The 23,047-nt window shown below is 64.4% G+C and carries 25 protein-coding genes; 11 read left to right on the top strand and 14 right to left on the bottom strand.

The annotated features are described in order from the left end of the window. Positions 1–10: 10 nt before the first annotated feature. Both CIT40_RS22360 and CIT40_RS22355 read right to left on the bottom strand, forming a co-directional pair. Positions 11–976, bottom strand: coding sequence for a DMT family transporter (locus CIT40_RS22360; RefSeq protein WP_094895640.1), 966 nt, complete (start codon positions 974–976; stop codon positions 11–13). Positions 977–1,052: 76 nt separating this feature from the next. Further along, positions 1,053–1,532: a PaaI family thioesterase gene (locus tag CIT40_RS22355; protein ID WP_162307615.1), complete on the bottom strand. Its 480-nt coding sequence runs from the start codon at positions 1,530–1,532 to the stop codon at positions 1,053–1,055. A 184-nt stretch (positions 1,533–1,716) separates the two neighbouring features. Here CIT40_RS22355 and purL point away from each other — a divergent pair, with 184 nt between their 5' ends. After that, the gene (purL, locus tag CIT40_RS22350; protein WP_094895639.1) at positions 1,717–3,927 is read left to right on the top strand and encodes a phosphoribosylformylglycinamidine synthase subunit PurL; all 2,211 of its coding nucleotides are present in this window, start codon (positions 1,717–1,719) and stop codon (positions 3,925–3,927) included. Positions 3,928–4,145: 218 nt separating this feature from the next. On the opposite strand, the gene CIT40_RS22345 is transcribed toward purL, so the two are convergent. Next, positions 4,146–5,333: an acyltransferase family protein gene (locus tag CIT40_RS22345; RefSeq protein WP_094895638.1), complete on the bottom strand. Its 1,188-nt coding sequence runs from the start codon at positions 5,331–5,333 to the stop codon at positions 4,146–4,148. 167 nt (positions 5,334–5,500) lie between these two features. Between CIT40_RS22345 and CIT40_RS22340 the strand changes: the two genes are divergently transcribed. Beyond that, complete coding sequence (locus tag CIT40_RS22340) at positions 5,501–5,674, top strand: DUF1328 domain-containing protein (protein ID WP_007612121.1); 174 nt, start codon at positions 5,501–5,503, stop codon at positions 5,672–5,674. A gap of 126 nt (positions 5,675–5,800) precedes the next feature. On the opposite strand, the gene CIT40_RS22335 is transcribed toward CIT40_RS22340, so the two are convergent. After that, positions 5,801–6,160: a DUF427 domain-containing protein gene (locus tag CIT40_RS22335; protein WP_094895637.1), complete on the bottom strand. Its 360-nt coding sequence runs from the start codon at positions 6,158–6,160 to the stop codon at positions 5,801–5,803. A gap of 194 nt (positions 6,161–6,354) precedes the next feature. On the opposite strand from CIT40_RS22335, the gene CIT40_RS22330 reads away from it, so the two are divergent. Then, positions 6,355–6,591 carry a BolA family protein gene (locus CIT40_RS22330; RefSeq protein ID WP_018316584.1) on the top strand — a complete coding sequence of 79 codons (237 nt, stop codon included), beginning with the start codon at positions 6,355–6,357 and terminating at the stop codon, positions 6,589–6,591. Between the two features lie 25 nt (positions 6,592–6,616). Further along, the gene (locus tag CIT40_RS22325) at positions 6,617–7,810 is read left to right on the top strand and encodes a low temperature requirement protein A (protein ID WP_094895636.1); all 1,194 of its coding nucleotides are present in this window, start codon (positions 6,617–6,619) and stop codon (positions 7,808–7,810) included. A gap of 178 nt (positions 7,811–7,988) precedes the next feature. Here the strand turns inward: CIT40_RS22325 and egtD are convergent, their stop codons facing one another. Further along, positions 7,989–8,960 (bottom strand): L-histidine N(alpha)-methyltransferase, encoded by a 972-nt coding sequence (egtD, locus tag CIT40_RS22320; protein ID WP_162307614.1) that lies wholly within the window; start codon positions 8,958–8,960, stop codon positions 7,989–7,991. 48 nt (positions 8,961–9,008) lie between these two features. Further along, complete coding sequence (gene egtB, locus CIT40_RS22315) at positions 9,009–10,304, bottom strand: ergothioneine biosynthesis protein EgtB (RefSeq protein WP_162307613.1); 1,296 nt, start codon at positions 10,302–10,304, stop codon at positions 9,009–9,011. Positions 10,305–10,544: 240 nt separating this feature from the next. On the opposite strand from egtB, the gene grxD reads away from it, so the two are divergent. The 4 genes from grxD to CIT40_RS22295 are packed head-to-tail and all read left to right on the top strand — an operon-like array spanning position 10,545 to position 14,020. Beyond that, on the top strand, positions 10,545–10,871 hold the full coding sequence (grxD, locus tag CIT40_RS22310) for a Grx4 family monothiol glutaredoxin (protein WP_094895634.1): 327 nt from the start codon (positions 10,545–10,547) through the stop codon (positions 10,869–10,871). 3 nt (positions 10,872–10,874) lie between these two features. Further along, positions 10,875–11,426 (top strand): O-acetyl-ADP-ribose deacetylase, encoded by a 552-nt coding sequence (locus tag CIT40_RS22305; RefSeq protein WP_094895633.1) that lies wholly within the window; start codon positions 10,875–10,877, stop codon positions 11,424–11,426. Positions 11,427–11,472: 46 nt separating this feature from the next. After that, positions 11,473–12,759: a serine hydrolase domain-containing protein gene (locus tag CIT40_RS22300; protein ID WP_162307612.1), complete on the top strand. Its 1,287-nt coding sequence runs from the start codon at positions 11,473–11,475 to the stop codon at positions 12,757–12,759. Continuing rightward, positions 12,740–14,020, top strand: coding sequence for a serine hydrolase domain-containing protein (locus CIT40_RS22295; RefSeq protein WP_094895631.1), 1,281 nt, complete (start codon positions 12,740–12,742; stop codon positions 14,018–14,020). Before CIT40_RS22300 ends, CIT40_RS22295 begins: the two co-directional genes overlap by 20 nt. 102 nt (positions 14,021–14,122) lie before the next feature. Here CIT40_RS22295 and CIT40_RS22290 read toward each other — a convergent pair whose 3' ends face one another. From CIT40_RS22290 to murI, 6 genes are all read right to left on the bottom strand, one after another. Continuing rightward, the gene (locus CIT40_RS22290; RefSeq protein ID WP_094895630.1) at positions 14,123–15,190 is read right to left on the bottom strand and encodes a threonine aldolase family protein; all 1,068 of its coding nucleotides are present in this window, start codon (positions 15,188–15,190) and stop codon (positions 14,123–14,125) included. A 254-nt stretch (positions 15,191–15,444) separates the two neighbouring features. After that, entirely contained in the window at positions 15,445–16,062 is a 618-nt protein-coding gene (gene rpsD, locus CIT40_RS22285; protein WP_094895629.1) for a 30S ribosomal protein S4, read from the bottom strand. A 198-nt stretch (positions 16,063–16,260) separates the two neighbouring features. Further along, the gene (locus CIT40_RS22280) at positions 16,261–17,028 is read right to left on the bottom strand and encodes an acyltransferase (RefSeq protein ID WP_094895628.1); all 768 of its coding nucleotides are present in this window, start codon (positions 17,026–17,028) and stop codon (positions 16,261–16,263) included. A gap of 103 nt (positions 17,029–17,131) precedes the next feature. Continuing rightward, on the bottom strand, positions 17,132–17,515 hold the full coding sequence (locus tag CIT40_RS22275) for a cupin domain-containing protein (RefSeq protein WP_094895627.1): 384 nt from the start codon (positions 17,513–17,515) through the stop codon (positions 17,132–17,134). A 63-nt stretch (positions 17,516–17,578) separates the two neighbouring features. After that, positions 17,579–18,352, bottom strand: coding sequence for an HpcH/HpaI aldolase family protein (locus CIT40_RS22270; protein ID WP_094895626.1), 774 nt, complete (start codon positions 18,350–18,352; stop codon positions 17,579–17,581). A gap of 60 nt (positions 18,353–18,412) precedes the next feature. Continuing rightward, positions 18,413–19,204, bottom strand: a complete 792-nt coding sequence (murI, locus tag CIT40_RS22265; RefSeq protein WP_094895625.1) for a glutamate racemase — start codon at positions 19,202–19,204, stop codon at positions 18,413–18,415. A gap of 174 nt (positions 19,205–19,378) precedes the next feature. Here murI and CIT40_RS22260 point away from each other — a divergent pair, with 174 nt between their 5' ends. After that, entirely contained in the window at positions 19,379–20,020 is a 642-nt protein-coding gene (locus CIT40_RS22260) for a glutathione S-transferase family protein (protein WP_094895624.1), read from the top strand. Between the two features lie 10 nt (positions 20,021–20,030). Here the strand turns inward: CIT40_RS22260 and CIT40_RS22255 are convergent, their stop codons facing one another. Then, the gene (locus tag CIT40_RS22255; protein ID WP_162307611.1) at positions 20,031–20,837 is read right to left on the bottom strand and encodes a Crp/Fnr family transcriptional regulator; all 807 of its coding nucleotides are present in this window, start codon (positions 20,835–20,837) and stop codon (positions 20,031–20,033) included. A 252-nt stretch (positions 20,838–21,089) separates the two neighbouring features. Beyond that, the gene (locus CIT40_RS22250) at positions 21,090–22,187 is read right to left on the bottom strand and encodes a SecDF P1 head subdomain-containing protein (protein ID WP_094895623.1); all 1,098 of its coding nucleotides are present in this window, start codon (positions 22,185–22,187) and stop codon (positions 21,090–21,092) included. Positions 22,188–22,373: 186 nt separating this feature from the next. Here CIT40_RS22250 and CIT40_RS22245 point away from each other — a divergent pair, with 186 nt between their 5' ends. Next, on the top strand, positions 22,374–22,724 hold the full coding sequence (locus tag CIT40_RS22245) for a hypothetical protein (protein WP_094895622.1): 351 nt from the start codon (positions 22,374–22,376) through the stop codon (positions 22,722–22,724). Continuing rightward, on the top strand, positions 22,721–22,897 hold the full coding sequence (locus tag CIT40_RS22240; protein WP_155526001.1) for a hypothetical protein: 177 nt from the start codon (positions 22,721–22,723) through the stop codon (positions 22,895–22,897). The genes CIT40_RS22245 and CIT40_RS22240 overlap by 4 nt, the downstream gene beginning before the upstream one ends. Positions 22,898–23,047 lie beyond the last annotated feature (150 nt).

Raw genomic sequence — 23,047 nt, 5'->3', positions numbered from 1 at the left:
GCGTCTTGCGCTATCGCAGCTTCAGCCGCCTAGCCGGCACCGTCATTGCGGCAACGCCCGCCATCACCAGCAGCAGGCCGAGCGCCAGGTTCGACGGCACGCTTTCGCCGAGCAAAAGCACCGATAGCCCCACGCCGATCGGGATGCGCAAGTAACCTTGCGCGTTCGTGGTCAGGGTGCCGAGGCGGCCGAGGCAGACGTAGAACAGCATCAACCCGAATGCGCTCGAGACGATGCTCATGACGATGGTGGCGACGATCGCCGTCGGGGTCGGGCTCAGCGTCCAGGGCTGGTCGATGATCAGCGACGGCGGCAGCAGCACGAGGCCGCCGAACAGCACCGAGCCCGCCGCCACCACCATCGGATCGTAGTCGGACAGGCGCAGGCCGAAGATGCTCGCGCAGGCAAAGGAGATGGTGGCGAGCAGGATCGCGATTTCCGCCACGATCTCGCTGCCGAGACCCCGCAACGCGTCGAGCCCGACGATGAGAATCGTTCCGGCGAGGCCAAGGATTGCGCCTGCCAGCTTGATGAGCGTGGCCGGCTCATGGCGCGTGATCAGCGAGGTGATGAGGAAGGCGAAGATCGGCGTCGTCGAGGCCAGCACCACCGTGTTCGAGGCGGGCACATATTGCTGCGACCAGGTGATGATCAGGAAGGGAAAGGTGGAGTTGATGAGTTGCTGGGTGGCGAACAGCTTCCAGGCCTTCGCGTCGGTCGGGACCTTGATGCCGCGCATCCACAGGATCGCGAACAGGAAGGCGGCGGCGATCAGCGAGCGTACCGAGATGAAGGTGATCGGCGGGATGGTGGGAAGCGCCAGCTTCGTCAACGGATAGGTCGAGCTCCAGCAGAACGCGAGCGCGAGCAGCAACGCATAGTCGCGCCAGTTGCGGGCGCCGGTGGCGGCCATGGACGGCAACGGCGTTGCTGCGGCCGCCGTCGCGCGACGCGCCTCCGATGTGCTCTGCGGCACCTTGTTCCTGCTCCCCGGCGCGACAGCGCTTGCCAGGAAGTCTGGGCGAGGGCGGGCGAAAAGGGAAGCGGCCGAGCTATGCGTTTGGCTGAGGGAGCGCCTTCCGCTTCATCCGCTTGATCGTGCCGGAAAAGGTCAGCAGCACGCGGTCGCCGGACGTCATCTTGCCGCGCAGGAAGATCAGCGAACCGCCGGCGCGGGTGACCTCGCCGGTGCACTCGATCAGCTCCCCCTCGCGTGCCGCGTCGAGGAATTCGCAGGCGAAATTGGTCGTCACCGCCCGGCTGTCCAGGACATGGGTGGCGATTGCAAACAGGGAGTAGTCGGCAAAGGCCATGTAGCAGCCGCCATGGACGTTCCCGGAGCCGTTGAGATGCTTCTTCTCGACCCGGAAGGCGCTGCGGACGCTGCCGTCCGCCTCGATGAGGTGCCAGAAGGGGCCGACATGGGCTTCAAAACTGTCGCGGATCCAGGTCCGCCAGCCCAGAAATTCGCCCTCGGTGGCGATGTGCAGGTCCGGGCGGCGGGGCGGGGGCGTTTTGGTCAATTCGTGCAAGGAAATGGGCCTTCAATTGCGGGTCTCGAGCCCTTAAATCCGATCCGTCCGCGCCGTGCAATTCCTGTTCCCGCCGCCCCCGCCTGCAAAACGTGGGACAGCGGGAAAATGCGCCATAAAGGGCTTTTCGCGAGCCCCGGATGTTCCTAAGAACGGCCCAGCCGCCGCCGAAAGCCTGGATTCCATGAAGAACGAACCCAAGATCACCCCCGAACTGGTTGCCGCCCACGGGCTCAAGCCCGACGAATACGAGCGCATCCTGAAGCTGATCGGGCGGGAGCCGACCTTCACCGAACTCGGCATTTTCTCGGCGATGTGGAACGAGCACTGCTCGTACAAGTCGTCACGCATCCATCTCAAGGGCCTGCCGACCAAGGCGCCCTGGGTGATCCAGGGCCCCGGCGAGAATGCCGGCGTGATCGACATTGGCGATGGCCAGGCCGTGGTCTTCAAGATGGAGAGCCACAACCACCCGAGCTACATCGAGCCCTATCAGGGCGCGACCACCGGCGTCGGCGGCATTTTGCGCGACGTCTTCACCATGGGTGCACGTCCCATCGCCTGCCTCAATGCGCTGAGCTTCGGTGCGCCCGAGCATGCCAGGACCCGGCATCTCGTCTCCGGTGTCGTCGCAGGCGTGGGCGGCTACGGCAATTCCTTCGGCGTGCCGACGGTCGGCGGCCAGGTGCGCTTCCACACCCGCTATGACGGCAATATCCTGGTCAACGCCATGGCCGTGGGCCTCGCGGATACCGACAAGATCTTCTATGCGGCCGCCTCCGGCGTGAACATGCCGATCGTCTATCTCGGCTCCAAGACCGGCCGCGACGGCATCCACGGCGCCTCGATGGCGTCGGCCGAGTTCGACGACAAGTCCGAGGAGAAGCGGCCGACCGTGCAGGTCGGCGATCCCTTCGCCGAGAAGCTGCTGCTGGAAGCCTGCCTCGAGATCATGGAGAAGGGCTGCGTCATCGCGATCCAGGACATGGGCGCGGCGGGGCTGACATGCTCGGCGGTCGAGATGGGCGCCAAGGGCGACCTCGGCGTCGACCTCGATCTCGATGCGGTGCCGACCCGCGAGACCGGCATGAGCGCCTACGAGATGATGCTTTCGGAAAGCCAGGAGCGCATGCTGATGGTGCTCAAGCCCGAGAAGGAAAAGGAAGCCGAGGCGATCTTCAAAAAGTGGGGCCTCGACTTCGCGGTGGTCGGCTACACAACGCCGAGCAAGCGCTTCGTGGTCAAGCATGGCGGCGACGTGATGGCCGATCTGCCGATCAAGGAGCTCGGCGACGAGGCGCCGCTGTACGACCGCCCGCATGTGCCCTCCGCCGCGCTGCCGGTCGTGCATGCCCGCGAGGTGCCTGCGCCGATGGCGCTCGGCGCCGCGCTCGAGAAGCTAATCGGCACGCCCGACATGTGCAGCAAGCGCTGGGTCTGGGAGCAGTATGACCACGTCATTCTCGGCAACACCATGCAGCGTCCCGGCGGCGATGCCGCCGTGGTGCGTGTCGAGGACGGGCCCAAGGGCCTGGCACTGACCGTCGACGTCACGCCGCGCTATTGCGAGGCCGATCCCTATCAGGGCGGCATGCAGGCCGTGGCGGAAGCCTGGCGCAACATCACCGCGGTCGGCGGCAAGCCGCTCGCGATCACCGACAATCTCAATTTCGGCAACCCCGAGCGGCCCGAGATCATGGGCCAGTTCGTCGGCTGCCTGAAGGGCATCTCGGAAGCCTGCCGCACCCTCGACTTCCCGGTCGTCTCCGGCAACGTCTCGCTCTACAACGAGACCAACGGCCGCGCGATCCTGCCGACACCCTCGATCGGCGGCGTCGGCCTGCTCGACGATTTCACCAAGTCGGCGTCGCTCGCCTTCAAGGCCGAGGGCGAGGCGATCCTGCTGGTCGGCGACACCCACGGCTGGCTTGGCCAGTCGGTGTATCTGCGCGACATCTGCGGCCGCGAAGAGGGTGCGCCGCCGCCGGTCGATCTCGCCGCCGAGAAGCGCAACGGCGATTGCGTGCGCGGCATGATCCATGCGGGCACCGCGACCGCCGTGCACGACCTCTCCGACGGCGGCCTGCTGGTCGCGTTGGCCGAGATGGCGATGGCGAGCGGCATCGGTGCCAAGCTGCTGGCGGCGCCGACGTCGCTGGTCTCGCAGGCCTATTGGTTCGGCGAGGATCAGGCGCGCTATCTCGTCACCGTGCCGGAAGCCGAAGCCGGCCGTGTGCTCGCCAAGATGCGCGGCTGCGAGGTGCCCTGCGTGCGGATCGGCACCACCGGCGGCGATGCCATTGCCATCGCGGGCGAAGCGCCTGTTGCGATCGACGCGCTGCGGACGTCGCACGAGCGCTGGCTGCCGGACTATATGGGCGGCAAGGCGGCGTAGGACGCTGCCTCAGGTCCGTCGGCTCCATGCCAACTCCGATTCTTCCTCGCCGCAAGCCCAACCGTCATCCTGAGGTGCGCGCGCTTGCGCGCCTCGAAGGATGGGCTGCAAGTGTCTGCGGCCCATCCTTCGAGGCTTCACCTTGCGATGCAAATGCGTCGCAAGGTTCGCGCCTCAGGATGACGGCGGTGAGTGTGGTGGGCTCCGTAGCCCGGATATCACAACACGTGTGACGCGCCCGGAATTTTCCGCAGTACCGCCGTCAGGCCCCAGCTCAGGATCACCGTAAGCACGAAGCCGATCGTGGCCTTCACGATCGCCGGCAGCTCGTAGTCGAACAGCGCGTACTGGATCCATAGTGCGATCGGATAGTGCACCAGGAAGATGCCGTAGGCATCCGCCTGCATGCGGTCGAGCAGGGTCGGGCCCGGCGCCTTCGAATGCAGGAAGAAGGCCAGGATCGCGAGCAGGATCGAGGCAGAGAACAGCACGAAGAACGTGCCGTAGAAGACAGGATACCAGTGTGGCAGCGGATCGGGATTGCCGAGGATTTCGCGCTTGATGTAGATCATGCCCCACATCAGGCAGTACGGGATCAGCGTGACGATCACCCATAACCAGCGGTTCTTGGGCAATTGGCCGTCCGCGCCGAGGATGCCGCGATCGAAATTCGCCGAGCCGACGCTGGCGCCGATGAAGAAATACGAGAAATAGAGCAGGATGCGGCTTGCCTGCACCGAGAACGGCCCGAACTCGAACCATTTGTTGGCGCCGAAATAGACCAGCGCCGGCACGTAGACGAGCAAACTGACGCCGGCGAGCAGCAGCCAGAACACGGCCGGCTGCTCGAAACCGCGCAGCGAGATGCGGTTGACCGGATCGACCAGATGCGAGGAGACGCGGTAGAGCAGGCTTGCGGTGAGGTCGAAGGCGAGCAGCACCCACACGAACCAGATCGGGCCGCTTGGCCACGGTCCCGTCGTCACCGTCTTCCACCAGAATGCCGCGAAGGTCAGCTCGGGCTCGGCCCGCAGCGCGATCGCGTAATAGGCGAGCGGGATGACGGTGAGAGCCGCGATCGCGAACGGCAGCCCAAGCCGCAGCAGACGGTCGCGCAAAAAGACCGACGGCGCCTTGCGCGCGATGCCGGGCCAGGTGAACAGGCCCGACAGGAAGAAGAACATCGCCATGAAGAAGCTGTCGGTGGCGAGCACGATCATGTCGAAGCCGGCGAAGGAGGCCGGATCGGTGTGACCGAAATGGGTGTAGGGGATCACCGCATGATGCAGCAGCACCACGAGCGTCAGGAAGGTGCGGGCGCGATCGAGCGAGAGATTGCGCGATTTGCTTTTCGGTGCGGCATGCGCCTCCGCGCCGATCGTCGCCGAATGTGACATCGTCGTCATAGCTGCCCTGCGCTCCTGCTCCCCGGCAAGACTGTGCCGCCCGGAACCGGATTCAGCAAGCCTCGTTTGAGGTGCGCCGCTCACAGGAACCAGTTCCGCTCAGCGAAGTTAGCGTTCCCGAAAAGGGCTTGGGCCGCAGGGGCGCGGCAAGATTCTCGGAGCTTGCGATGACGATCCTGAAATGGGCGCTGATCTTCCTACTGGTCTCGATCGTGGCCGGCGTGCTCGGCTTCACCGGCATTTCGGCCGCCTCCGCCGATATCGCCCGCTTCCTGTTCTACGTCTTCGTCGTGATCTTCCTGGTGCTGCTGATACTGGGGCTGACGATCTTCAGGGCGTAGCGGCTGCATCAATCTCTGATGCCCGGGGCTTGTCCCGGGCGTTCACGAACTATCTAAACCTGAGCAGCCAAGAACGTGGATGGCCGGGACGAGGCCCGGCCATGACGCAACGACCTGTGTCGGTCTCTACCCCACTTCCTCGATCTTCACCTTGTCCGGATAGAAGGCGAGATGGCCGGAAATCTCGGTCATCGCGGGGAACGGCGTCTCGTAGGTCCAGATCGCGTTGTCCAGCACCTTGCCGTCGGCCTTGACGCTGTAATAGCTCGCATCCCCCTTGTAAGGGCAATGGGTGGTCCGCTCGGTGCGCTCCAGCAGGGCCATGTTGGCATCCTCACGCGGCACATATTGCACCGCCGGGTATTTGGCCTCCTTCAAGGTCAGTGCCTTGCTGGTCTCGGCGATCACGATGTCGCCCGCCGTGACGCGGACGCGCCTGGGATTTCGGGTGATGGTGATCGGGTGGTCGGGCCCTGGAATCTTCATGATGTCACGCCTTTTCGATCAATCTGCCGCGCGCGGCACTTTGTCGTGCCTTTATCCTGATGGGATCAGGGATATAGTGCCTGAAGGCGTGACGTAGAAGGCCGTTCACGCTAAGTTTCGCCATGCCGGCAAGTTCGGCTTTGCAGATTCGACCCCGGCAAGCGATTCGATGCCGAGACAGGAGCTAGACCCTAATGCCCATGGACGCCCACGATATCGAGGCGATGATCAAGGCAGCGATCCCCGATGCCGAGGTGACCATCCGTGACCTCGCCGGCGATGGCGACCATTATGCCGCGACCGTGATCTCGGAATCCTTCCGCGGCAAGTCCCGCGTCCAGCAGCACCAGATCGTCTATCAATCCCTGCGCGGCCAGATGGGCGGCGTGCTGCACGCGCTGGCGCTGCAAACCGGCGTTCCGGGCGCCTGACCTGATCACGCGACGGGAGGCAACGATGGCTGCGGACAATTCTCGCGGCGCGATGTTTCGCGTCATCGTGCCGAACCAGCACAGCCGTGTTACCAATGTCGAGCTGTTCTTCGACCTCGTCTTCGTCTTCGCCGTCACGCAGGTGTCGCACACGCTGCTGCACCATTTCACGCCGCTTGGCGCGGTGCACGTCGCGGTGCTGTTTCTCGCGGTGTGGTGGGTGTGGGTCTACACCGCCTGGGTCACCAACTGGCTCAATCCGGAACTGACGCCGGTCCGCGTCATGCTCTTCCTGATGATGCTCGGCGGTCTCGTACTGTCGACGACGATCCCGACCGCCTTCGAAGGGCGGGGCCTGTGGTTCGCGATCGCCTATGCGGCGATGCAAATCGGGCGCACCGCCTTCTGGCTGTTCGCAACGCCGCGGCATAGGACAGCAGTCCGCCACAACGCGATCCGGATTCTGACCTGGCTCTCGATCTCCGCGGTGCTGTGGATCGCAGGCGGCCTGTCCGAGGGCGAGACGCGGCTATGGCTGTGGATTGCGGCGGTCACCTGGGAATACGTCTCGCCGGCGGCGCGTTTCTGGGTTCCCAAGCTCGGTTTCTCGTCGGTCGAGGCCTGGGCCGTCGAAGGCGGCCACATGGCCGAGCGTTGCTCGCTCTTCGTGATCATCGCGCTCGGTGAGGCCGTCGTCGTCAACGGTGCGACTTTCGCCGAGCTGGAGTGGACCGCGGACAACATCCTGGCCTTCGTCTCCGCACTGGTCGGCGCCATCGCGATGTGGTGGGTCTATTTCCACCGGGGTGCCGAGGCCGGCGCCGAGCGCATTTCGAAGTCCGCCGAATCCGGCCGGCTGGCGCGGCTTGCCTATACCTATCTCCACATGCCCATCATCGCCGGCATCATCCTGACCGCTGTCTCTGACGAGTTGGTGCTGAAGCACCCGACCGGCCATTCCGACATGCGCACCATCGTGAGCACGATTGGCGGCCCGCTGGTGTTTCTGATCGGCACCATCCTGTTCAAGCACGCGATCCGTGGCTTCCTCCAGCTCTCGCACGGCATCGGCATCATTCTGTTGCTGGTGCTGTGGTGGTTCGCGGCCGATCTCCCGCCGCTCTGGCTGTCGGTCGCGACGACGGCGATCATGATCGTGGTGGCGGTGTGGGAGTCGATGTCGCTCGGATCAACGGCGGAGCAAGCCGAGGAATTTTGAAGCGAACGGCTGAGCAAGCGCCTCGTCCTTCGAGACGGCCGCTGCGCGGCCTCCTCAGGATGAGGCTGATCAGCATCGGCGCATATTGCAGCTGACGCCCACTCACTCCGACCTCATCCTGAGGAGCCCGCCAAAGGCGGGCGTCTCGAAGGATGCGCTCCAGTGACGGTGCGGAGGCTTACTCCGTTGCTTCCAGCGCATGCACCGAGAACATCTTCGCCGCATCCGTCCAGCTCTCGCGCACCCGCCAGCCGGCGCCCTGTGCCAGGGCTGCAAAGCGCGCGATGCTGTATTTGTAGCTGCTCTCGGTGTGGATGCTCTCGCCCGGACGGAACGAGAAGCTGGTGCCGAGCAGCCGCACCGTCTGGCTCTTCTTGCTGATCAGGTGCATCTCGATCCGGTGCCGCTCGCGATTGTAGATGGCGCGATGGGTAAAGGCGGAGAGGTCGAAATTGCCGCCGAGCTCACGGTTGATCCGCACGAGAACGTTGAGGTTGAAGCGTGCGGTGACGCCGGCCGCATCGTTATAGGCATCATGCAGGACTCGCTCGTCCTTCTCGAGATCGGCGCCGATGATCATCTGGGCGCCCCGGCCCAGGATCGCGCGCGCGCTCTTCAGGAAGGCTTGCGCTTCATGCGGCTCGAAATTGCCGATGGTCGAACCCGGGAAGAAGCCGACCTTGGGCATGGAAGCGACCGCCTTGGGCAACTCGAACGGCGTGGTGAAGTCGGCGGCCACCGGATAAATGCCGAGCGTGGGGAAATCACGCTTCAGGCCGTTCGCCTGCTCCTTCAGGAAGTCACCGGAGATGTCGACGGGGACGTACGCCGCGAACTTGCACTGGTTGAGCAGCAGGCGGACCTTCGTGGTCGCGCCGGCGCCGAACTCGACCAGGGCCGCATGCTCCGGAATGATCTTTGCGATCTCGCTGCCACGCTCCTTCAGGATCGAGAGCTCCGTGCGCGTCGGATAATATTCCGGCAGGCGCGTGATCGCCTCGAACAGCTCCGATCCGGTGGCGTCGTAGAAATATTTCGGCGACAGCTTTTTCGGCTGCTGCGAGAGGTCCTCGATCGCCTCGCGGGCGAAGGCGGTGGTCTGCTCGTCGGGAAGATGGGCTTCGGCCAAAGCGCTGGCGTGCACATTCATGATACTCTCCTGAACGCGCTGTCCGGCGCGCATTTGTCGTCGGAAATTTTAGTCGTAGTCGGCGAGCCGCAATCCGGTGAACTGCCAGCGGTGGTGCGGATAGAAGAAGTTGCGATACGTGATACGACTGTGGCCTTCCGGCGTTGCAAGCGAGGAGCCGCGCAGCACCAACTGGTTGACCATGAACTTGCCGTTGTACTCGCCGAGCGCGCCTTCGATGGCGCGGTAGCCGGGATAGGGCGCGTAGGAGCTGCGGGTCCACTGCCAGACGATGCCGAAGGCATCGTTGAGCTGGCCGGCGCGTGCCGCGACCTCCCATTCCATCTCGGTCGGCAGATGTTTGCCGGCCCAGCGCGCGAAGGCGTCCGCCTCGTAGTAGCTGATATGGCAGACCGGCGCGGTGGGATCGACCGGCTTCACACCCGCCAGTGTCATGACGTGCCACTGGCCATCGATCTCGCGCCAGTGCCCCGGGGCCTGCCAGTCTTCCTTGCTGGCGGCGGCAAAGCCGTCCATCAGCCACAGCGTTGCTTTCGCGTAGCCGCCGTCCCGCATGAAGGCGAGCCATTCGGCATTGGTGACGAGATTGCGCGCGATCTTGACCGGGCCGACCAGGGCGCGATGCGCCGGCTTCTCATTGTCGAAATGGAAACTGTCGTCGACATGGCCGACGGTGTGGATGCCCTCGTTCAGCGTCAGCCATTCATCGGCGCCGCGGGTCGAGGCCGGGAAGCGCCAGTCCGGATCGTAGGCCGGGTAGACCGGGTTCTGCGCAAAAGCGTGCAGGATGTCGGTGAACATCAATTCCTGATGCTGCTGCTCGTGGTTCAGCCCGACCTCGACGAGCGGCGCGATCTCGCGAAGCTTGTCCGCGCCGGTCTCGCGGAAGAATTTGACGACGGCCGCATCGACATGGTTGCGATAGGCGCCGACCTCGTTTGCGCTGGGACGGGTGATATCCCCGCGATGATTGCGGGCATGACGCGGTCCGGCGCTGACGTAATAGGAATTGAAGAGGAACGCGAAATCGGGATGGAAGGGCCGGTAGCCAGCCGCGTGCTCGCCGAGCAAGAATTGCTCCCAGAACCAGGTGGTATGGGCCCGATGCCATTTCGCCGGGCTCGCATCCGGCATGGACTGGATCTGCTGGTCCTCCGGCGACAGAGAGGCGGCCCGGCGTTCGGTCTCGTTGCGGACGGCGACATAGGCGTCTTCCAGCCGCCGGGCGAGGTTACCGACGGAGGACAGTGACGAAAGCGTGGGGGCGGCCGTAGCGGAGGCTTGTTTCGTCACGTTTTTCTCCAGACAGGACAAGAGAACGTTGTTGGCGTTGCCCGGTTCCAAAACCTGGGTTCGTCCTAGATAGGGGCTCCGTTACGGTATGAAAGTCCTCTCCGGCGATGATATTGATGTCATCAGCCTATGGACCCGGCTGGGGGGCAAACCGGCCAGCGGGGGCGTGTCGCCGCCATTTTACTTTGGATGCACAACGGTTTGGGCTACATATATAGGCAGGTATCGGGTTAAATCGGCTGAGCCAGCCCGAGTTGATTGGTGAGGGCTTCGCCCCGGAAGGACACGGAAATGAGCATCGATGAATTCATCGCCAACGAAGTGAAGTCGAACGACGTGGTTCTGTTCATGAAGGGCACGCCGCAATTTCCGCAGTGCGGTTTCTCCGGCCAGGTCGTCCAGATCCTCGACCATATCGGCGTCGGCTATAAGGGCCTCAACGTGCTGGAATCCGCCGAGCTGCGCAACGGCATCAAGGACTACTCGAACTGGCCGACCATTCCGCAGCTCTACGTGAAAGGCGAGTTCGTCGGCGGTTGCGACATCGTCCGCGAGATGTTCCAGGCCGGCGAATTGCAGCAGCTTTTCACCGAGAAGGGCGTCGTCGTCGCGGCCTGATAGATGACCCAGCTGACGCGCCGGATTGGCGGCGCCCAGCTCGAGGTCATCGTCGCCGACATCACCACGCTGAGCGTTGACGCCATCGTCAACGCCGCGAACACGTCGCTCCTTGGCGGGGGCGGCGTGGACGGTGCGATCCATCGGGCCGCCGGGCCCGATCTGGTCGCCGAATGTCGCATGCTCCACGGCTGCGGAACGGGCGACGCCAAGATCACCAAGGGCTACCGGCTCAAGGCCGCGCATGTGATCCACACTGTCGGGCCGGTCTGGAACGGCGGCACGATCGGCGAGGACGATCTGCTCGCCTCCTGCTACCGCCGTTCGATGGAGCTGTGCGGGAAGCACGGACTGACCTCAGTGGCATTCCCCGCGATTTCGACCGGCATTTTCCACTTTCCCGCCGACCGGGCTGCCGACATTGCGGTGCGCGCGACGGTCGAAGGGCTCTCGGCGGCGCCGTCCGTGACCCGTGTCGTGTTCTGCTGCTTCGCCGAGCTGAGTGCCAAGCTCCATGCCAAGGCACTTGCGCGACACCCCGGCCCTTGTGCCTGATGATGCGGCCGGTACACTCCGCCGGGCCAGGTTCCGGGGAGGGGATATGATTTCAAGGTCTGGACTGCGTGCGCTGGTCTGCGGAGCGCTGGTGTCGCTCGGCGCGATGTCGCTGGCGCAAGCCGAGGGCACCTACGAGATTCCGGCCGGCGCGCACTTCAATCAGGACAAGCTCGGCAAGATCAGCGAATTCTTCAAGAACGAGGTCGCGACCGGCAAGATCGCCGGCGCGACCGTGCTGATCCGGCAGCACGGCAAGCCGGTCTACCACGAAGCCTTCGGCGTGCAGGACGTGGTCAGCAAGGCACCGATCACCGACAAGACCATCTTCCGCCTGTTCTCGATGAGCAAGGCGCTCACATCGGTGGTCGCGGTGCGGTTGATCGAGGACGGCAAGATCAAGTTGGATGATCCCGTCTCGAAATACATCCCGTCCTTCGCCAACGTGAAGGTCGGCGTCGAGAAGAAGGCGGAGGACGGCACCAAATCGCTCGAGCTGGTGCCGCCGAACAGGCCGATGACGGTGCACGATCTGCTGACGCATACATCGGGCATCACCTATGGTTTTTACGGCGACAGCCTGGTCCGCAAGGCGTATCGCGAGGCCAACATCTATGCCGGCGATTTCGACCTCGCCGAGTTCGCCGAGCGCATCGCGAAACTGCCGCTGCACAACCAGCCGGGCGCGCTTTGGCAATACGGTCATTCCACCGACGTGCTGGCACGCGTGATGGAGATCGCGGCCGGCAAGCCGCTGATCGACGTCATGCGCGAGAAGCTGCTCGACCCGCTCGGCATGGTCGATACCGGCTTCTTCGTCACTGCTCCCGAGAAGCAGAAGCTGCTGGCGCAGCCGGTGCCGAACGACAGCGATTTCCGGGTCGGCCGGATCAACGATCCGACGGTGGCCAAGAAGATCCAGTTCGCCAGCGGCGGCATGGTGACGACCATGGCCGACTATGAGCGCTTCGCGCAGATGCTGCTCAACGGTGGCAGCCTCGACGGCAAGACCATTCTCAAGCCCGAGACGTTCAAGCTGATGACGACCGATCAGATCGGCCCGGGCTCAGGTGTCGATCGCGACTATTTCTACTTCCCCGGCGATGGTTTTGGCTTCGGCCTCGGGCTCGCCGTCCGAACCGATCCCGGCAACGCCAAGCCGCCGCCGCCCGGCGATCTCGGCGAACTGAAATGGGATGGCGCTTCCGGCTGCTATTTCGTGATTGATCCCAAGCAGGACATGTTCTTCGTGCTGCTGGAGCAGACCCCGACCGAGCGCCAGCGCGTGCAGCGGACATTGAAGCAGCTGGTCTATGAAGCCATGGAAAAGTGACACGTTCGGGCGCCGCGTGCTCATCGCGGCGCTCGTGTTTCTGGTCGGTGCCGCGAGCGCGCAGGCAGGCTCCGAGCGCGCCACACGCATCTTCTCGCCCGAGGGCCTGACAAAAGTTTCCGACTACATCCGGAATGAGGTTGCCACCGGCAAGATCCCCGGCGCCATCTTGCTGCTCCAGCAGCATGGCAAGCCCGTTTATTACGAGAATTTCGGCGTCCGTGACGTCGCGACCGAAATCTCGATGAGTGCGGATACGATCTTCCGCCTTTACTCGATGTCGAAGCCGATCACGTCGGTCATGGCGATGATGCTGGTCGAGGAGGGCAAGCTTTCGCTCGACGATCCCGTCGCAAAGTACATTCCGGCCTTTGCCGATATGAAGGTCGGCGTCGAGAAGAAGGCGGAGGACGGCAAGGTTTCGCTGGCACTGGAGCCGCTGGCGCGTCCGGTCACGATCAAGGACCTGCTGCGCCACACCGCGGGGCTGCCTTACGGTTCATCTGGCGGCGGTGCCGTGCGCGAGCTCTACGCGGCCGCCAACCTCTTCAATGGCGATGTGTCCAATGCCGATTTCGTCGCGAAGCTCGCCACGCTGCCGCTCGCCGAGCAGCCGGGCACGCTGTGGGACTACGGCTTTGCCACCGATGTGCTCGGCCGCGTCGTCGAGGTCGTCTCGGGCAAGACGTTGCTGCAGTTCGAGAAGGAGCGGTTGCTCGATCCGCTCGGCATGACGGAGACGGCATTCTTCGTCAGCGACCCCGCCAAATTCCCGCGCATTGCCGAACCGATGCCGGCCGATCGCAACATCAATCCAACGACGCCGGTTCGCGACATCAGGCGTCCGGCGATCTGGCAATCGGGCGGCGCCGGCATGGTGGGCACCGTCGGCGACTACGCCCGTTTTGCGCAGATGCTGCTGAACGGCGGGACCTATGACGGCCGGCGCTATCTCAAGCCCGAGACCGTCGCGCTGATGGCATCGGATCACATCGGCCCCGAGACCAAGATCGCGCGCGACCAGGGCTATTATCCGGGCGGCAGTTCCGGCTTCGGCCTCGGCTTCGCCGTGCGCACTGCGGTGCCGCCGGGCACGGCGTGGCCGCTGGGCGAATATCGCTGGGACGGCGTCGGCGGCACTTTCTTCTTCATCGATCCCGAAGACGATCTGTTCGGAATCTTCATGGTGCAGACGCCCTCGCAGCGCGGCCGGATCCAGCTGGCGCTGAAGACGCTGATCTATCAGGCGATGGGGCGCTGAGAGGCGGTCTCACCACCTTCGTAGCCCGGATGAGCGAAGCGATATCCGGGATCGCTGCGTGTCAGTCCCCGGGTATCGCTTCGCTCACCCGGGCTACGGGATTTACGCTCCGCGCACGATCTCGCGCACGTATCCGATGGTCTCCTCGACCTGGGCCGCATTGACGTCGAGATGGGTGCAGGCGCGGATGCGGCCATCCATCATCGCCAGCGTCACGCCGCGCTGGCGCAGCGCCGCAACCATCTTGTCGCCGGCAATGCCCGCGCCGTCGGGCTTGAAGAACACCAGGTTGGTCTCGGGCTCCTGCACCTCGATTCCTGCGATCTGCGACAGCCCACGGGCCAGCGCGCGCGCATTGGCGTGGTCGTCGGCGAGGCGGTCGACGTGATGGTCGAGCGCGTAGATGCAGGCGGCGGCGCAGATGCCGGCCTGTCGCATCGAGCCGCCGAGGCGCTGCTTCCATTGCCAGACCGCGTCGATGAAGGCGCGCGAGCCCGCGAGCACGCCGCCGATCGGTGCGCCCAGTCCTTTCGAGAAGTCGATCCAGGCCGAATCCCAGCCGGCGGTCATGTCGCGCGGTGAGATGCCGCTGGCGACGGTGGCGTTGAGCAGGCGCGCGCCGTCCATGTGGGTGACGAGGCCGTGCTGCTTGGCGATCGCGACGATCTCGTCGAGCGCGGCCTTCTTCCAGATCGTGCCGCCCCCGATATTGGCGGTTTGCTCGACGCTGACGACGGTCTGCGGCGGCTGGTAGCGCGTGCGCGGATGCAGGGCTTTCCGGAATGTCTCCGGCGTGAACTGGCCGTCGGGGCCCTTCAGCTGGGTGACCTGGAAGCCACCGATTGCGGCATGCGCGCCGCCTTCGCGGGCGATGATGTGCGCGGTCTCATGGGCGAGGATCTCGTCGCCGGGACGGCAATGCACCAGCGTCGCGGTGACGTTGCACATGGTGCCCGACGGCATGTAGACCGCGGCTTCCTTGCCGAGCAGCTCGGCGACCCGCTCGCACAGCGCGTTCACGGTCGGATCGTCGCCGACCTGCTCGTCACCGACCTCCGCCCGTGCCATCGCCTCGCGCATCGCAGCCGTCGGCTTGGTCTGCGTGTCGGACAGCAAATTGATGCGCACCGGCGGCGCTTTGGGATCGACGGGGGGAGGGGTGTAGGACATTACAGACCGTGCTTCTTCCACATGGCTCGAACTTCGTCGGCATTGGCTAACTCGCCGCGGGCGATTTCAGCCTCTGCCTCGCTTTAGCGGAGGCCGATCATCAACCTTGTCGAAGGCCTCGTCGAGAGGGCGCGTCATGATCGAGCTCCGTTGCTCGCGACTTTAGCACAAGAGAATCGTGAGATGGAGTGGTCGCCTCAAACGAGAAAGGCCCCGGAAAACCGGGGCCTTTGAATATCGTTCTGCCGAGCCTATCAGCGCGAATAGAATTCGACGACCAGATGCGGCTCCATCTGCACCGGGAACGGCACGTCGGAGAGATGGGGAATACGCACGTATTTCGCGGTCATCTTGCCGTGGTCGACTTCGAGATAGTCGGGAGTGTCGCGCTCGGGGAGCTGGCTGGCTTCGAGAACGTGAGCGAGCTGCTTGGAGGCTTCCTTGACCTCGATCACGTCGCCGATCTTGACCTGATAGCTCGAGATGTTGACCTTGCGGCCGTTCACCTTGACGTGGCCATGGTTGATGAACTGGCGCGCGGCGAAGATCGTCGAGACGAACTTGGCGCGGTACACCACCGCGTCGAGACGACGCTCCAAGAGGCCGATCAGGTTCTCGCCGGTGTCACCCTTGAGGCGGCTCGCCTCGACATAGATGCTGTGGAACTGGCGCTCGCTGATGTTGGCGTAGTAGCCCTTCAGCTTCTGCTTGGCGCGCAGCTGCACGCCGAAGTCCGAGAGCTTGCCCTTGCGGCGCTGGCCGTGCTGGCCGGGGCCGTATTCGCGGCGGTTGACGGGGCTCTTCGGGCGGCCCCAGATGTTCTGGCCCATACGGCGATCGAGTTTGTACTTCGCCTCACTGCGCTTAGTCATCGCGTCCTCTTCAGGTACATGGTTTGAGGAAACGCGCCCTCCTGGGTGCCGGGCTAGCCCGGCACTGACAGGTCCGATCCCCAAAGCTTAAGGGAGTGGACCACGGGTCGCGAAACGCTTCGCGGGCCGAAATCGGCCCGCGAGCAGGCGGCTTTTAGGTGAGTTCGGCCCGTTCTGTCAATGCGAATGGGCTCGGAATCATGTTCCGACCGCCCTTATCGGCTTCGCGCCGGCCGCCCACAATTCGGCAGCGATTTCCGTGTTCAGGACCTGTTCCAGCCGGGTCAGGACCCGGGCGATCGGCGCCGCATCGGTAACCCGGTGGTCCCAGCGGATCACGACATGGATGGTCTGATCGGGCTCGACCAGGCCGTAGCTGACGATGAAGGGGCCGGGCGTAATGGGGTGGAGCTCGCCGCCGCCATAGGCGGCCACCGAGCTCACCGCAAAGCTGCCGAACCAATTGCCTCGCTGGCGGCCGAAATTCAGGCCAATCGCCCAGGACAGCCGCCGCAGCGGCAGCGGCAGGCGGGTTGCCCGCATGATCTTTCGGAACATCGGGACGTCTGCGATCGGAGCGGTCTTGCCGTGCCGGATCTCGGCGTCGATCGCGGCCAGCGCCATGGCCTCGGGGGCTGCGATTCGCTGCGGCATCACGCATTCCTCGCCGTCCTCGACCCGGGCGATCGCCACCGACGCCACGCTGTGGGGCAATTCGTAGAACATCGGCCAGGGCCATTTGGCGTAGACCGTGCGCAGGATCGGCTCGTCCCTGGCGACCAGGGCGAAGGCTTTGACGAAGGTCGCGGCCCAGCCCGCTGGTGCGGCGGCGCTGGCGCGTGCCTCGAGCAGGGGGCGGATATTGAGCGAACGGGAGAGCGAAACGAACGGAACGTCCATCGACGCGCGCATGAGGTCGCAAATCAGGCGGCGCGGCAGCGAAATGGGCTTTGGCGTCCCGCGCATCGGTCTTCGGTTCCTAAAGATGACAAAATGTGCAGCGAGCGGGTTCCCACTCGCCGTTCCCTTAGCACGAACCAACCCATCAGGGGGTGAACGGTTCGACCGTTCAGGGAGCCGGCGACGCCAGCGGCTTGGTCTTGTCGACGACGTAAACTCCCAACACTTTCATGGCCTTATCGCCATGGGCCTTGGCGTCGTGCACGACGCCTGCCGGGATCTGGTAGGAATCACCGGCCTTCAGGGTTTTCTCCGGCTGACCGTCGATCAGGAGATTGAGCTCGCCTTCGAGTACGTAGCCGGTCTCGATTCCCGGGTGGGTATGGCGTCCGGCGGAGCCTCCTGCCGGGACTTCCGCGATGGCGGTGACGGTGTTGTAGCCGTCCGGAAATTCGACCTTCTGGAGCGGGGTGCGCTTGATTCCGGGCTGCTGGGCGAAGGCCGCGAAGGCGAGGCCGGTGAAGGCAAGAGCGAGCAAGGTCTTTTTGAGCATTGTTTCCTCCCAGGTAGCGACCCTAGCAGGGCCGCAGTTCCCGGCAAGGTGGCATCGGCCTGCTCAGCGTCTGATGCCCTCGAATGCCGCCATGATGCCGCGCTGGAACAGCGACCAGTCGAAGCCGAGCGCGATGGCGCGGTAGCCGCGATCGACCAGGGCGTTGGCCTGGTCGGCGGTACGGGCCACGCCGCCGATCGGCACGCCGCTTCTGAGGATGCCGGCCTCGGCGCGCGCGACCAGCTCCAGCAATTCCGGATCGTCCATCTGGCCGCGCTTGTTGATGGACGTCGCGAGATCGCCGGGCCCGATCACCGCGACGTCGATGCCCGGCGTCGCCATGATCTCGTCGATGCGGTTGACGGCATCGACATGCTCGATGGTGATCATGCAGATCATTTCGTCATCGGCGCTTGCCATGTAGTCGGACATCGACTGACCCCAGCGGAACGGGGCGTGGAACGGTCCCCAGAGCCGGTCGCCGCGGGGCGGGTAACGCACGCTGCGGACCGCCTTCTCGGCCTCAGTGCGGTTCGTGATCATCGGAAAGTTGATGCCGAAGGCACCGATGTCCATCGGCGCTTTCGCAAGCCACGGCTCGTTCGCCGCGATCCGCACCAGGGGCGTGCACGGCGTGCCCGTGGTCGCGGCGATCATCGCGTGCGCTTCAGTGAGGCCGATCGGTCCATGCTCGAGATCGACGATGATCCAGTCGAGCGAGCGCGCCATGATCTGCACCGTCTGCACGCACGGGATGGTCGCGATCGCGCCGAAGGCGGGGCGGCCCTCGCGCCACAATTGGCGGAGGCGGTTGAGCGGCGGGGTCTGGTCCGACATGGAAGGCCTGCGGTGAGGTGGCGACGACAAAACCTAGCAGCGCAGCACCGAGGCGCAAAGTCAGGCCAGCGCGCGGCCGCCGAAGAACGGCGTCAGCGTGGCCGAGAGGCCGTGCACGCGGTTCGACGTGAAGATCATCTCGGCGCCGGACTGTGCGATGCCATCGCCAGGCGGCCCGAGCAGATCCGAGACGCGGCGGGCGATCGCCGGCGCCGGGTCGATCCAGTCGACCGGCCAGGGCGCCAGCCGCTTCATCCGGTCGAGCAGCAGCGGATAGTGCGTGCAGGCGAGCACCACCGTATCGGTACGCGAGGTCGCGTCTTCGCCGACGAAGCAGGGGGCGAGTTCGGCCAGGATGGCGCCGTCGCTGATGGAAGCGCCGCTGAGCTCGGCTTCAGCCAGCGAAGCGAGCTCGGGCGAGCCGACCAGCGTCACCTCGCATCCTTGCGCGAAATCGCGGATCAGGGCCTTGGTGTATTCGCGCTTCACCGTGCCCTTGGTGCCGAGCACGGAGACACGGCGGGTCCTCGATTGCGCGCAGGCCGGCTTGATCGCCGGCACGGTGCCGACGAAGGGCACGGAGTAAGCGGCCCGCAAGTGAGACAGCACCAGGGTGGACGCCGTATTGCAGGCGATGACGACGAGGTCGGGATCATGCGTGCCGATCAGTTCACCCATCAGCGGCACGACGCGGGCGATGATCTCGTCCTCGCTATGGTGACCGTAGGGGAAGAAGGCGTCGTCAGCGACATAGGCAAAATGGGCGTCCGGACGCGCGGCGACAACCTCGCGGAGCACCGTGAGCCCGCCGAGGCCGGAATCGAATACCAGGATCGTCGGAGAATTGGTCACGTCATTATCCTAGCCCGTCATGGTTACCATTCGGTTTTTAGGGCGATTTTGCGGCGGGTCTACTCGGGGGGAGGCCGGACGCGCTGCCTGCAGGCACAAGCCGAGATGCGGCCCCGGCAATGGCGGGCTATAGGCATATCATGACGTGCCCAACTTACCGCGGCAGGAGGCCCCATGCTCACCGTCCATCATCTCGGCAAGTCCCAGTCCGAGCGCATCGTCTGGCTATGCGAGGAACTGGGGCTACCCTACGAACTGAAGCGCTACGCACGCGATCCCGTCACCATGCTGGCGCCGCCTGAGTACAAGGCGCTGCACCCGATCGGGGCGGCGCCCGTCGTGACCGACGGCGATCTCGTGCTCGCGGAGTCCGGCGCCATCGTCGACTACATCATTGCAAAGTACGGCAACGGCCGTCTGGTGCTCGGCCCCAATGATCCCGACTTCCCGCAGTTCCTGTACTGGCTTCACTTCGCCAATGGCACGTTGCAGCCCAGCATGGGGCGAATGATGATTCTGAATCGGCTGGATCTTGCAAAGGACAACCCGACCCTGCGGGCCATGAAGGGACGGCTCGATCGCGCCTACGATCTGCTCGATGCGCGTCTTCGCGAAGCCGAATATCTGGCGGGCAAGGCCTTTACCACCGCCGACATCATGACGGGCTTTTCGCTGACGACGATGCGCTACTTCCAGCCCTATGATGTCGCGCGCTGCCCGAACGTGGTCAAATATCTCGGCCGCGTCAGTGCCCGCCCGGCCTACCGGCGCGCGATGGAGAAGGGCGATCCCGGCATGGCGCTGCTGCTGGACTGAGCGGCGGCGATCACGCGATCCTGTTCGTCGTGGCCGCCCGCTCCGTCGCCAGCTGCTTCTGCAGGCGATCGATGTTCTGCAGCAGGCGCTGGCTGGTCAGCACCAGGAAATAGTAGCCGAACTGCGGATCCTGGAAGTAGATCTCCAGCAGCCGGTCATAGGTGATGGTCAGGACCTGGCCGTCTTCGATGCACTCGATCGTGCCGGTGCGCCGGTTGTCCGGCGTCAGGAAGCCGAGCTCGCCCATCAGCGCGCCGGGCCCGATCTCGACGTTGATCTCCTTGACCAGGAACTTGCCGGTGACCGTGAGCAGCATCTCCTTGGCGGGATCGCCGAGCTTGAAGAGCGTGTCGCCGCGCCGATATTTGCGCTCGGTCATGAACGGCTTGAGCCATTCGATCGACATGTCGCCTTCGGCCGCATGGCGCGCCTTCTTGACCAGCTTGAGCATCTGCCGCAGGCGCAGGGCATTGATCGGAAGCAGCAACAGATAGAGCAGGAAGGTGGAGACATTGGCGGAGAGTGCACCGAACACGGCGAAGAACGCGCAGCCGATCATGTTGGCGACGCGCAGGGGCACCATCGTCCGCATCAGGAGGGTCGCGACGAAGAAGCCGGCGCCGACTGCGGCGAACAGATTGGCCAGCGTGATATTATGGACGAAGATCTCCAGCAGCCGGTTGAAGATCGCATCATAGGTGACGTCGTTCGGATCCAGGCCCATCTGGACCAGGATCTTCGCGATCCTGAGGTTGTCCGTTGCCGCATCGAGAATGCGGTCGAGGATCGAGGAAATGTCTGCGCTGCCGGACGGCATGGTACTAACCCCGCGTAAGGCCTTCAGTCCTGGTCGGTATGCTCGACACCTATAGCCGAAAATGAGTGACGGCCGCCTGAAATGAAGCCTTTGGCCGTCACGCTGCAAGAGGCAAATTTTAGCCTGATCGGCCGTTTCGGCAATTGCCCGTTGGTTGTGCCCCTGGTCGCACGCGGCCGTGATTCGGTGGCGAGCTTCGGCGTCGCGGAGGGGGCGGAGGCCCGGGGCGGGGCGCGTCGGACGATCTTCGCGTTATGGCTTGGCGGCGGCTTGGACGACCTGTTGCTCGACGAGGCCAAGACGTCCAGGCAGCGAGCCGGCGCGCAGCAGCATGGTGACGCTGCTTGCTTCCTCCAGGGTGAAATTGCCGGAGATCTGGCCCGAACCGCCGGTGATGGGCTCGCGGATCACGGGGGCGGAGATCACCTTGTCGTCGAGCACGATGGCGAAGGGCCTTCCGACATTCTCTGCGGTGACGTGGGCGAAGCGTCGCGTGCCGCGCCCGTTGAAGCGAAACGAGACGATCGGTTCCTTCGTGCCGGCCGCAAAGATCGGCGTCGCATCGCTGATGTCCTCGCCCTCGAGCACGCTATCCTTGGCCACCAGATAGGGCATCTTGTCCTTGAAGCCGAGCAGGACTTCGGTGCCTTCGGGCGGGCTGCCGGATTGCGCCTGCGCGCCCGGCATCGAAACGTCCACGAGGCGGAAGCTGACCTTGACTTTCCGGGCAAAGATTGCGGCCACTCGCTCAGGGTCCATTTCGCCCGGCACGAAGATCCGGAGGCGGTCGGTGCCGTCGGGCTGGACGCTGGCGAGCTTGATGCCGGAATCCTTGAGGCGCTGTTCGATCATGTCGATGCTATCATCGACAAGCTCGCGCAGCCGCGCCGTGGACGCGGCCTCGGTCGGCGCCAGGCGGACCAATCCGTCGCCGAGATCTGTCACGGTGAGTGCATGCGACGGCAATCCCTCCGCGGCTGACGCGAGCTTGCGCGCGAGCTGCGCGCGCGACTTGGCGTCCGCGATCTTCAGTTCGACGCCGCCGTCGCGGACCGCAAGGCCGGAGAAGGCGATCTTGTCCTCGCGCAGGATCTTGTAGACGTCGTCACGCAAATCCGCCACGACGGTCTCGCGCAGGCCGTCGCTGTCGACCTTGTAGACGATGCGCGAGCCGCCGAGCTTTTCCATCTTGTCGCCGACGAAAGCCGCGATCCTGGCGCGCATCTTGTCGAGCCCGCTGTCGGCGGCGAGCGCCTCGCGGGGCAGCGCGATCGCCGATGCCAAGATCCCCGATGTCACGGCAAGTGCGAGGAGCAGCGGGGTGATGTGGTCTCGCAGGGGCGTGGTCATGATGTCCTCGGCTCTCGCGGCCGGTCGTCCGGCCAAGCCGCTGCTGCCAGTTGGTCCGTGTACGGCGTGAGGAGGTTCATCCCTTTCGAACCTGATTAAATAAAACTGAGCCATAACAATGGTTTGTTATCGTAACCGGGATACAAATTTGCGTGCCCGGGATACGTGTGGCAGCGTCGATGTTTCATGAGGCAGAAAGCCGATGATCCCTGCGAACAATCGCGTCAGGGTGCGGCGGACCTCGTGCGTGTCGAAGTCCTGATTCCGCCGGCTGCACGCGACGAAGTCCTGGCGCTTGCCTCGCGCATGCGCGCGGAGCACCGCCTGACCAAAGAACTGCAGTCGCTGCTCGACAATGCACTCCGTCGCTACGGACCGCGCATTCTCGACAATATCGATCTCGATCGGCTTCCCGATCTGCTGTCCCGCGCCGCCGTCGCCGCGCGTGCCATGATCGAGCGTGGCGATGCGCAAGCTTTTGCGATGGGTAGGAAGATACTCGACCGCGTCAACGCCAGGGAGACGGCTACGGAATGACCGCACCGCCCGAGATGACGGGAATACTCGCTGTGGACAAAGAGGGCGTGCCGATCGAAGTGTCGGACCGAAATCGTGCAGACGCAATTCTGTGTAAGGCAACCGCCGAGCCCGACGTGATGCCTGCGCCTGCCGATTTCAACGCAATAGGCTGGTCGCCGGATCGTCCATAAAGCCACGCCGGCGTCTCGCCGCGCGAGCTGTTGCAGCCGGCCATGGACGAACGCCAAATCATCGATCATTCTATCTGCTCCCGGCCGGCCATCGGTCGGGACCTCGCCGAACCAAAATGTCAAAAGACAGGGGCGGGGATATGTATCTGA

The organism is Bradyrhizobium amphicarpaeae (assembly GCF_002266435.3).
In the GTDB taxonomy this organism is placed as follows: Bacteria; Pseudomonadota; Alphaproteobacteria; order Rhizobiales; family Xanthobacteraceae; genus Bradyrhizobium; species Bradyrhizobium amphicarpaeae.
Note: the sequence above shows the minus strand (reverse complement) of the source record. Positions and strands in the feature narration are given on the sequence as shown.

Coding starts and splice junctions, on each gene's coding strand:
- purL (WP_094895639.1), top strand. CDS start 1,717: ATGAAGAACGAACCCAAGATCACCCCCGAACTGGTTGCCGCCCACGGG.
- CIT40_RS22345 (WP_094895638.1), bottom strand. CDS start 5,333: ATGACGACGATGTCACATTCGGCGACGATCGGCGCGGAGGCGCATGCC.
- CIT40_RS22340 (WP_007612121.1), top strand. CDS start 5,501: ATGACGATCCTGAAATGGGCGCTGATCTTCCTACTGGTCTCGATCGTG.
- CIT40_RS22335 (WP_094895637.1), bottom strand. CDS start 6,160: ATGAAGATTCCAGGGCCCGACCACCCGATCACCATCACCCGAAATCCC.
- CIT40_RS22330 (WP_018316584.1), top strand. CDS start 6,355: ATGCCCATGGACGCCCACGATATCGAGGCGATGATCAAGGCAGCGATC.
- CIT40_RS22325 (WP_094895636.1), top strand. CDS start 6,617: ATGGCTGCGGACAATTCTCGCGGCGCGATGTTTCGCGTCATCGTGCCG.
- egtD (WP_162307614.1), bottom strand. CDS start 8,960: ATGAATGTGCACGCCAGCGCTTTGGCCGAAGCCCATCTTCCCGACGAG.
- grxD (WP_094895634.1), top strand. CDS start 10,545: ATGAGCATCGATGAATTCATCGCCAACGAAGTGAAGTCGAACGACGTG.
- CIT40_RS22305 (WP_094895633.1), top strand. CDS start 10,875: ATGACCCAGCTGACGCGCCGGATTGGCGGCGCCCAGCTCGAGGTCATC.
- CIT40_RS22300 (WP_162307612.1), top strand. CDS start 11,473: ATGATTTCAAGGTCTGGACTGCGTGCGCTGGTCTGCGGAGCGCTGGTG.
- CIT40_RS22295 (WP_094895631.1), top strand. CDS start 12,740: ATGAAGCCATGGAAAAGTGACACGTTCGGGCGCCGCGTGCTCATCGCG.
- CIT40_RS22290 (WP_094895630.1), bottom strand. CDS start 15,190: ATGTCCTACACCCCTCCCCCCGTCGATCCCAAAGCGCCGCCGGTGCGC.
- rpsD (WP_094895629.1), bottom strand. CDS start 16,062: ATGACTAAGCGCAGTGAGGCGAAGTACAAACTCGATCGCCGTATGGGC.
- CIT40_RS22280 (WP_094895628.1), bottom strand. CDS start 17,028: ATGCGCGGGACGCCAAAGCCCATTTCGCTGCCGCGCCGCCTGATTTGC.
- CIT40_RS22275 (WP_094895627.1), bottom strand. CDS start 17,515: ATGCTCAAAAAGACCTTGCTCGCTCTTGCCTTCACCGGCCTCGCCTTC.
- CIT40_RS22270 (WP_094895626.1), bottom strand. CDS start 18,352: ATGTCGGACCAGACCCCGCCGCTCAACCGCCTCCGCCAATTGTGGCGC.
- CIT40_RS22260 (WP_094895624.1), top strand. CDS start 19,379: ATGCTCACCGTCCATCATCTCGGCAAGTCCCAGTCCGAGCGCATCGTC.
- CIT40_RS22255 (WP_162307611.1), bottom strand. CDS start 20,837: ATGCCGTCCGGCAGCGCAGACATTTCCTCGATCCTCGACCGCATTCTC.
- CIT40_RS22250 (WP_094895623.1), bottom strand. CDS start 22,187: ATGACCACGCCCCTGCGAGACCACATCACCCCGCTGCTCCTCGCACTT.
- CIT40_RS22245 (WP_094895622.1), top strand. CDS start 22,374: ATGAGGCAGAAAGCCGATGATCCCTGCGAACAATCGCGTCAGGGTGCG.
- CIT40_RS22240 (WP_155526001.1), top strand. CDS start 22,721: ATGACCGCACCGCCCGAGATGACGGGAATACTCGCTGTGGACAAAGAG.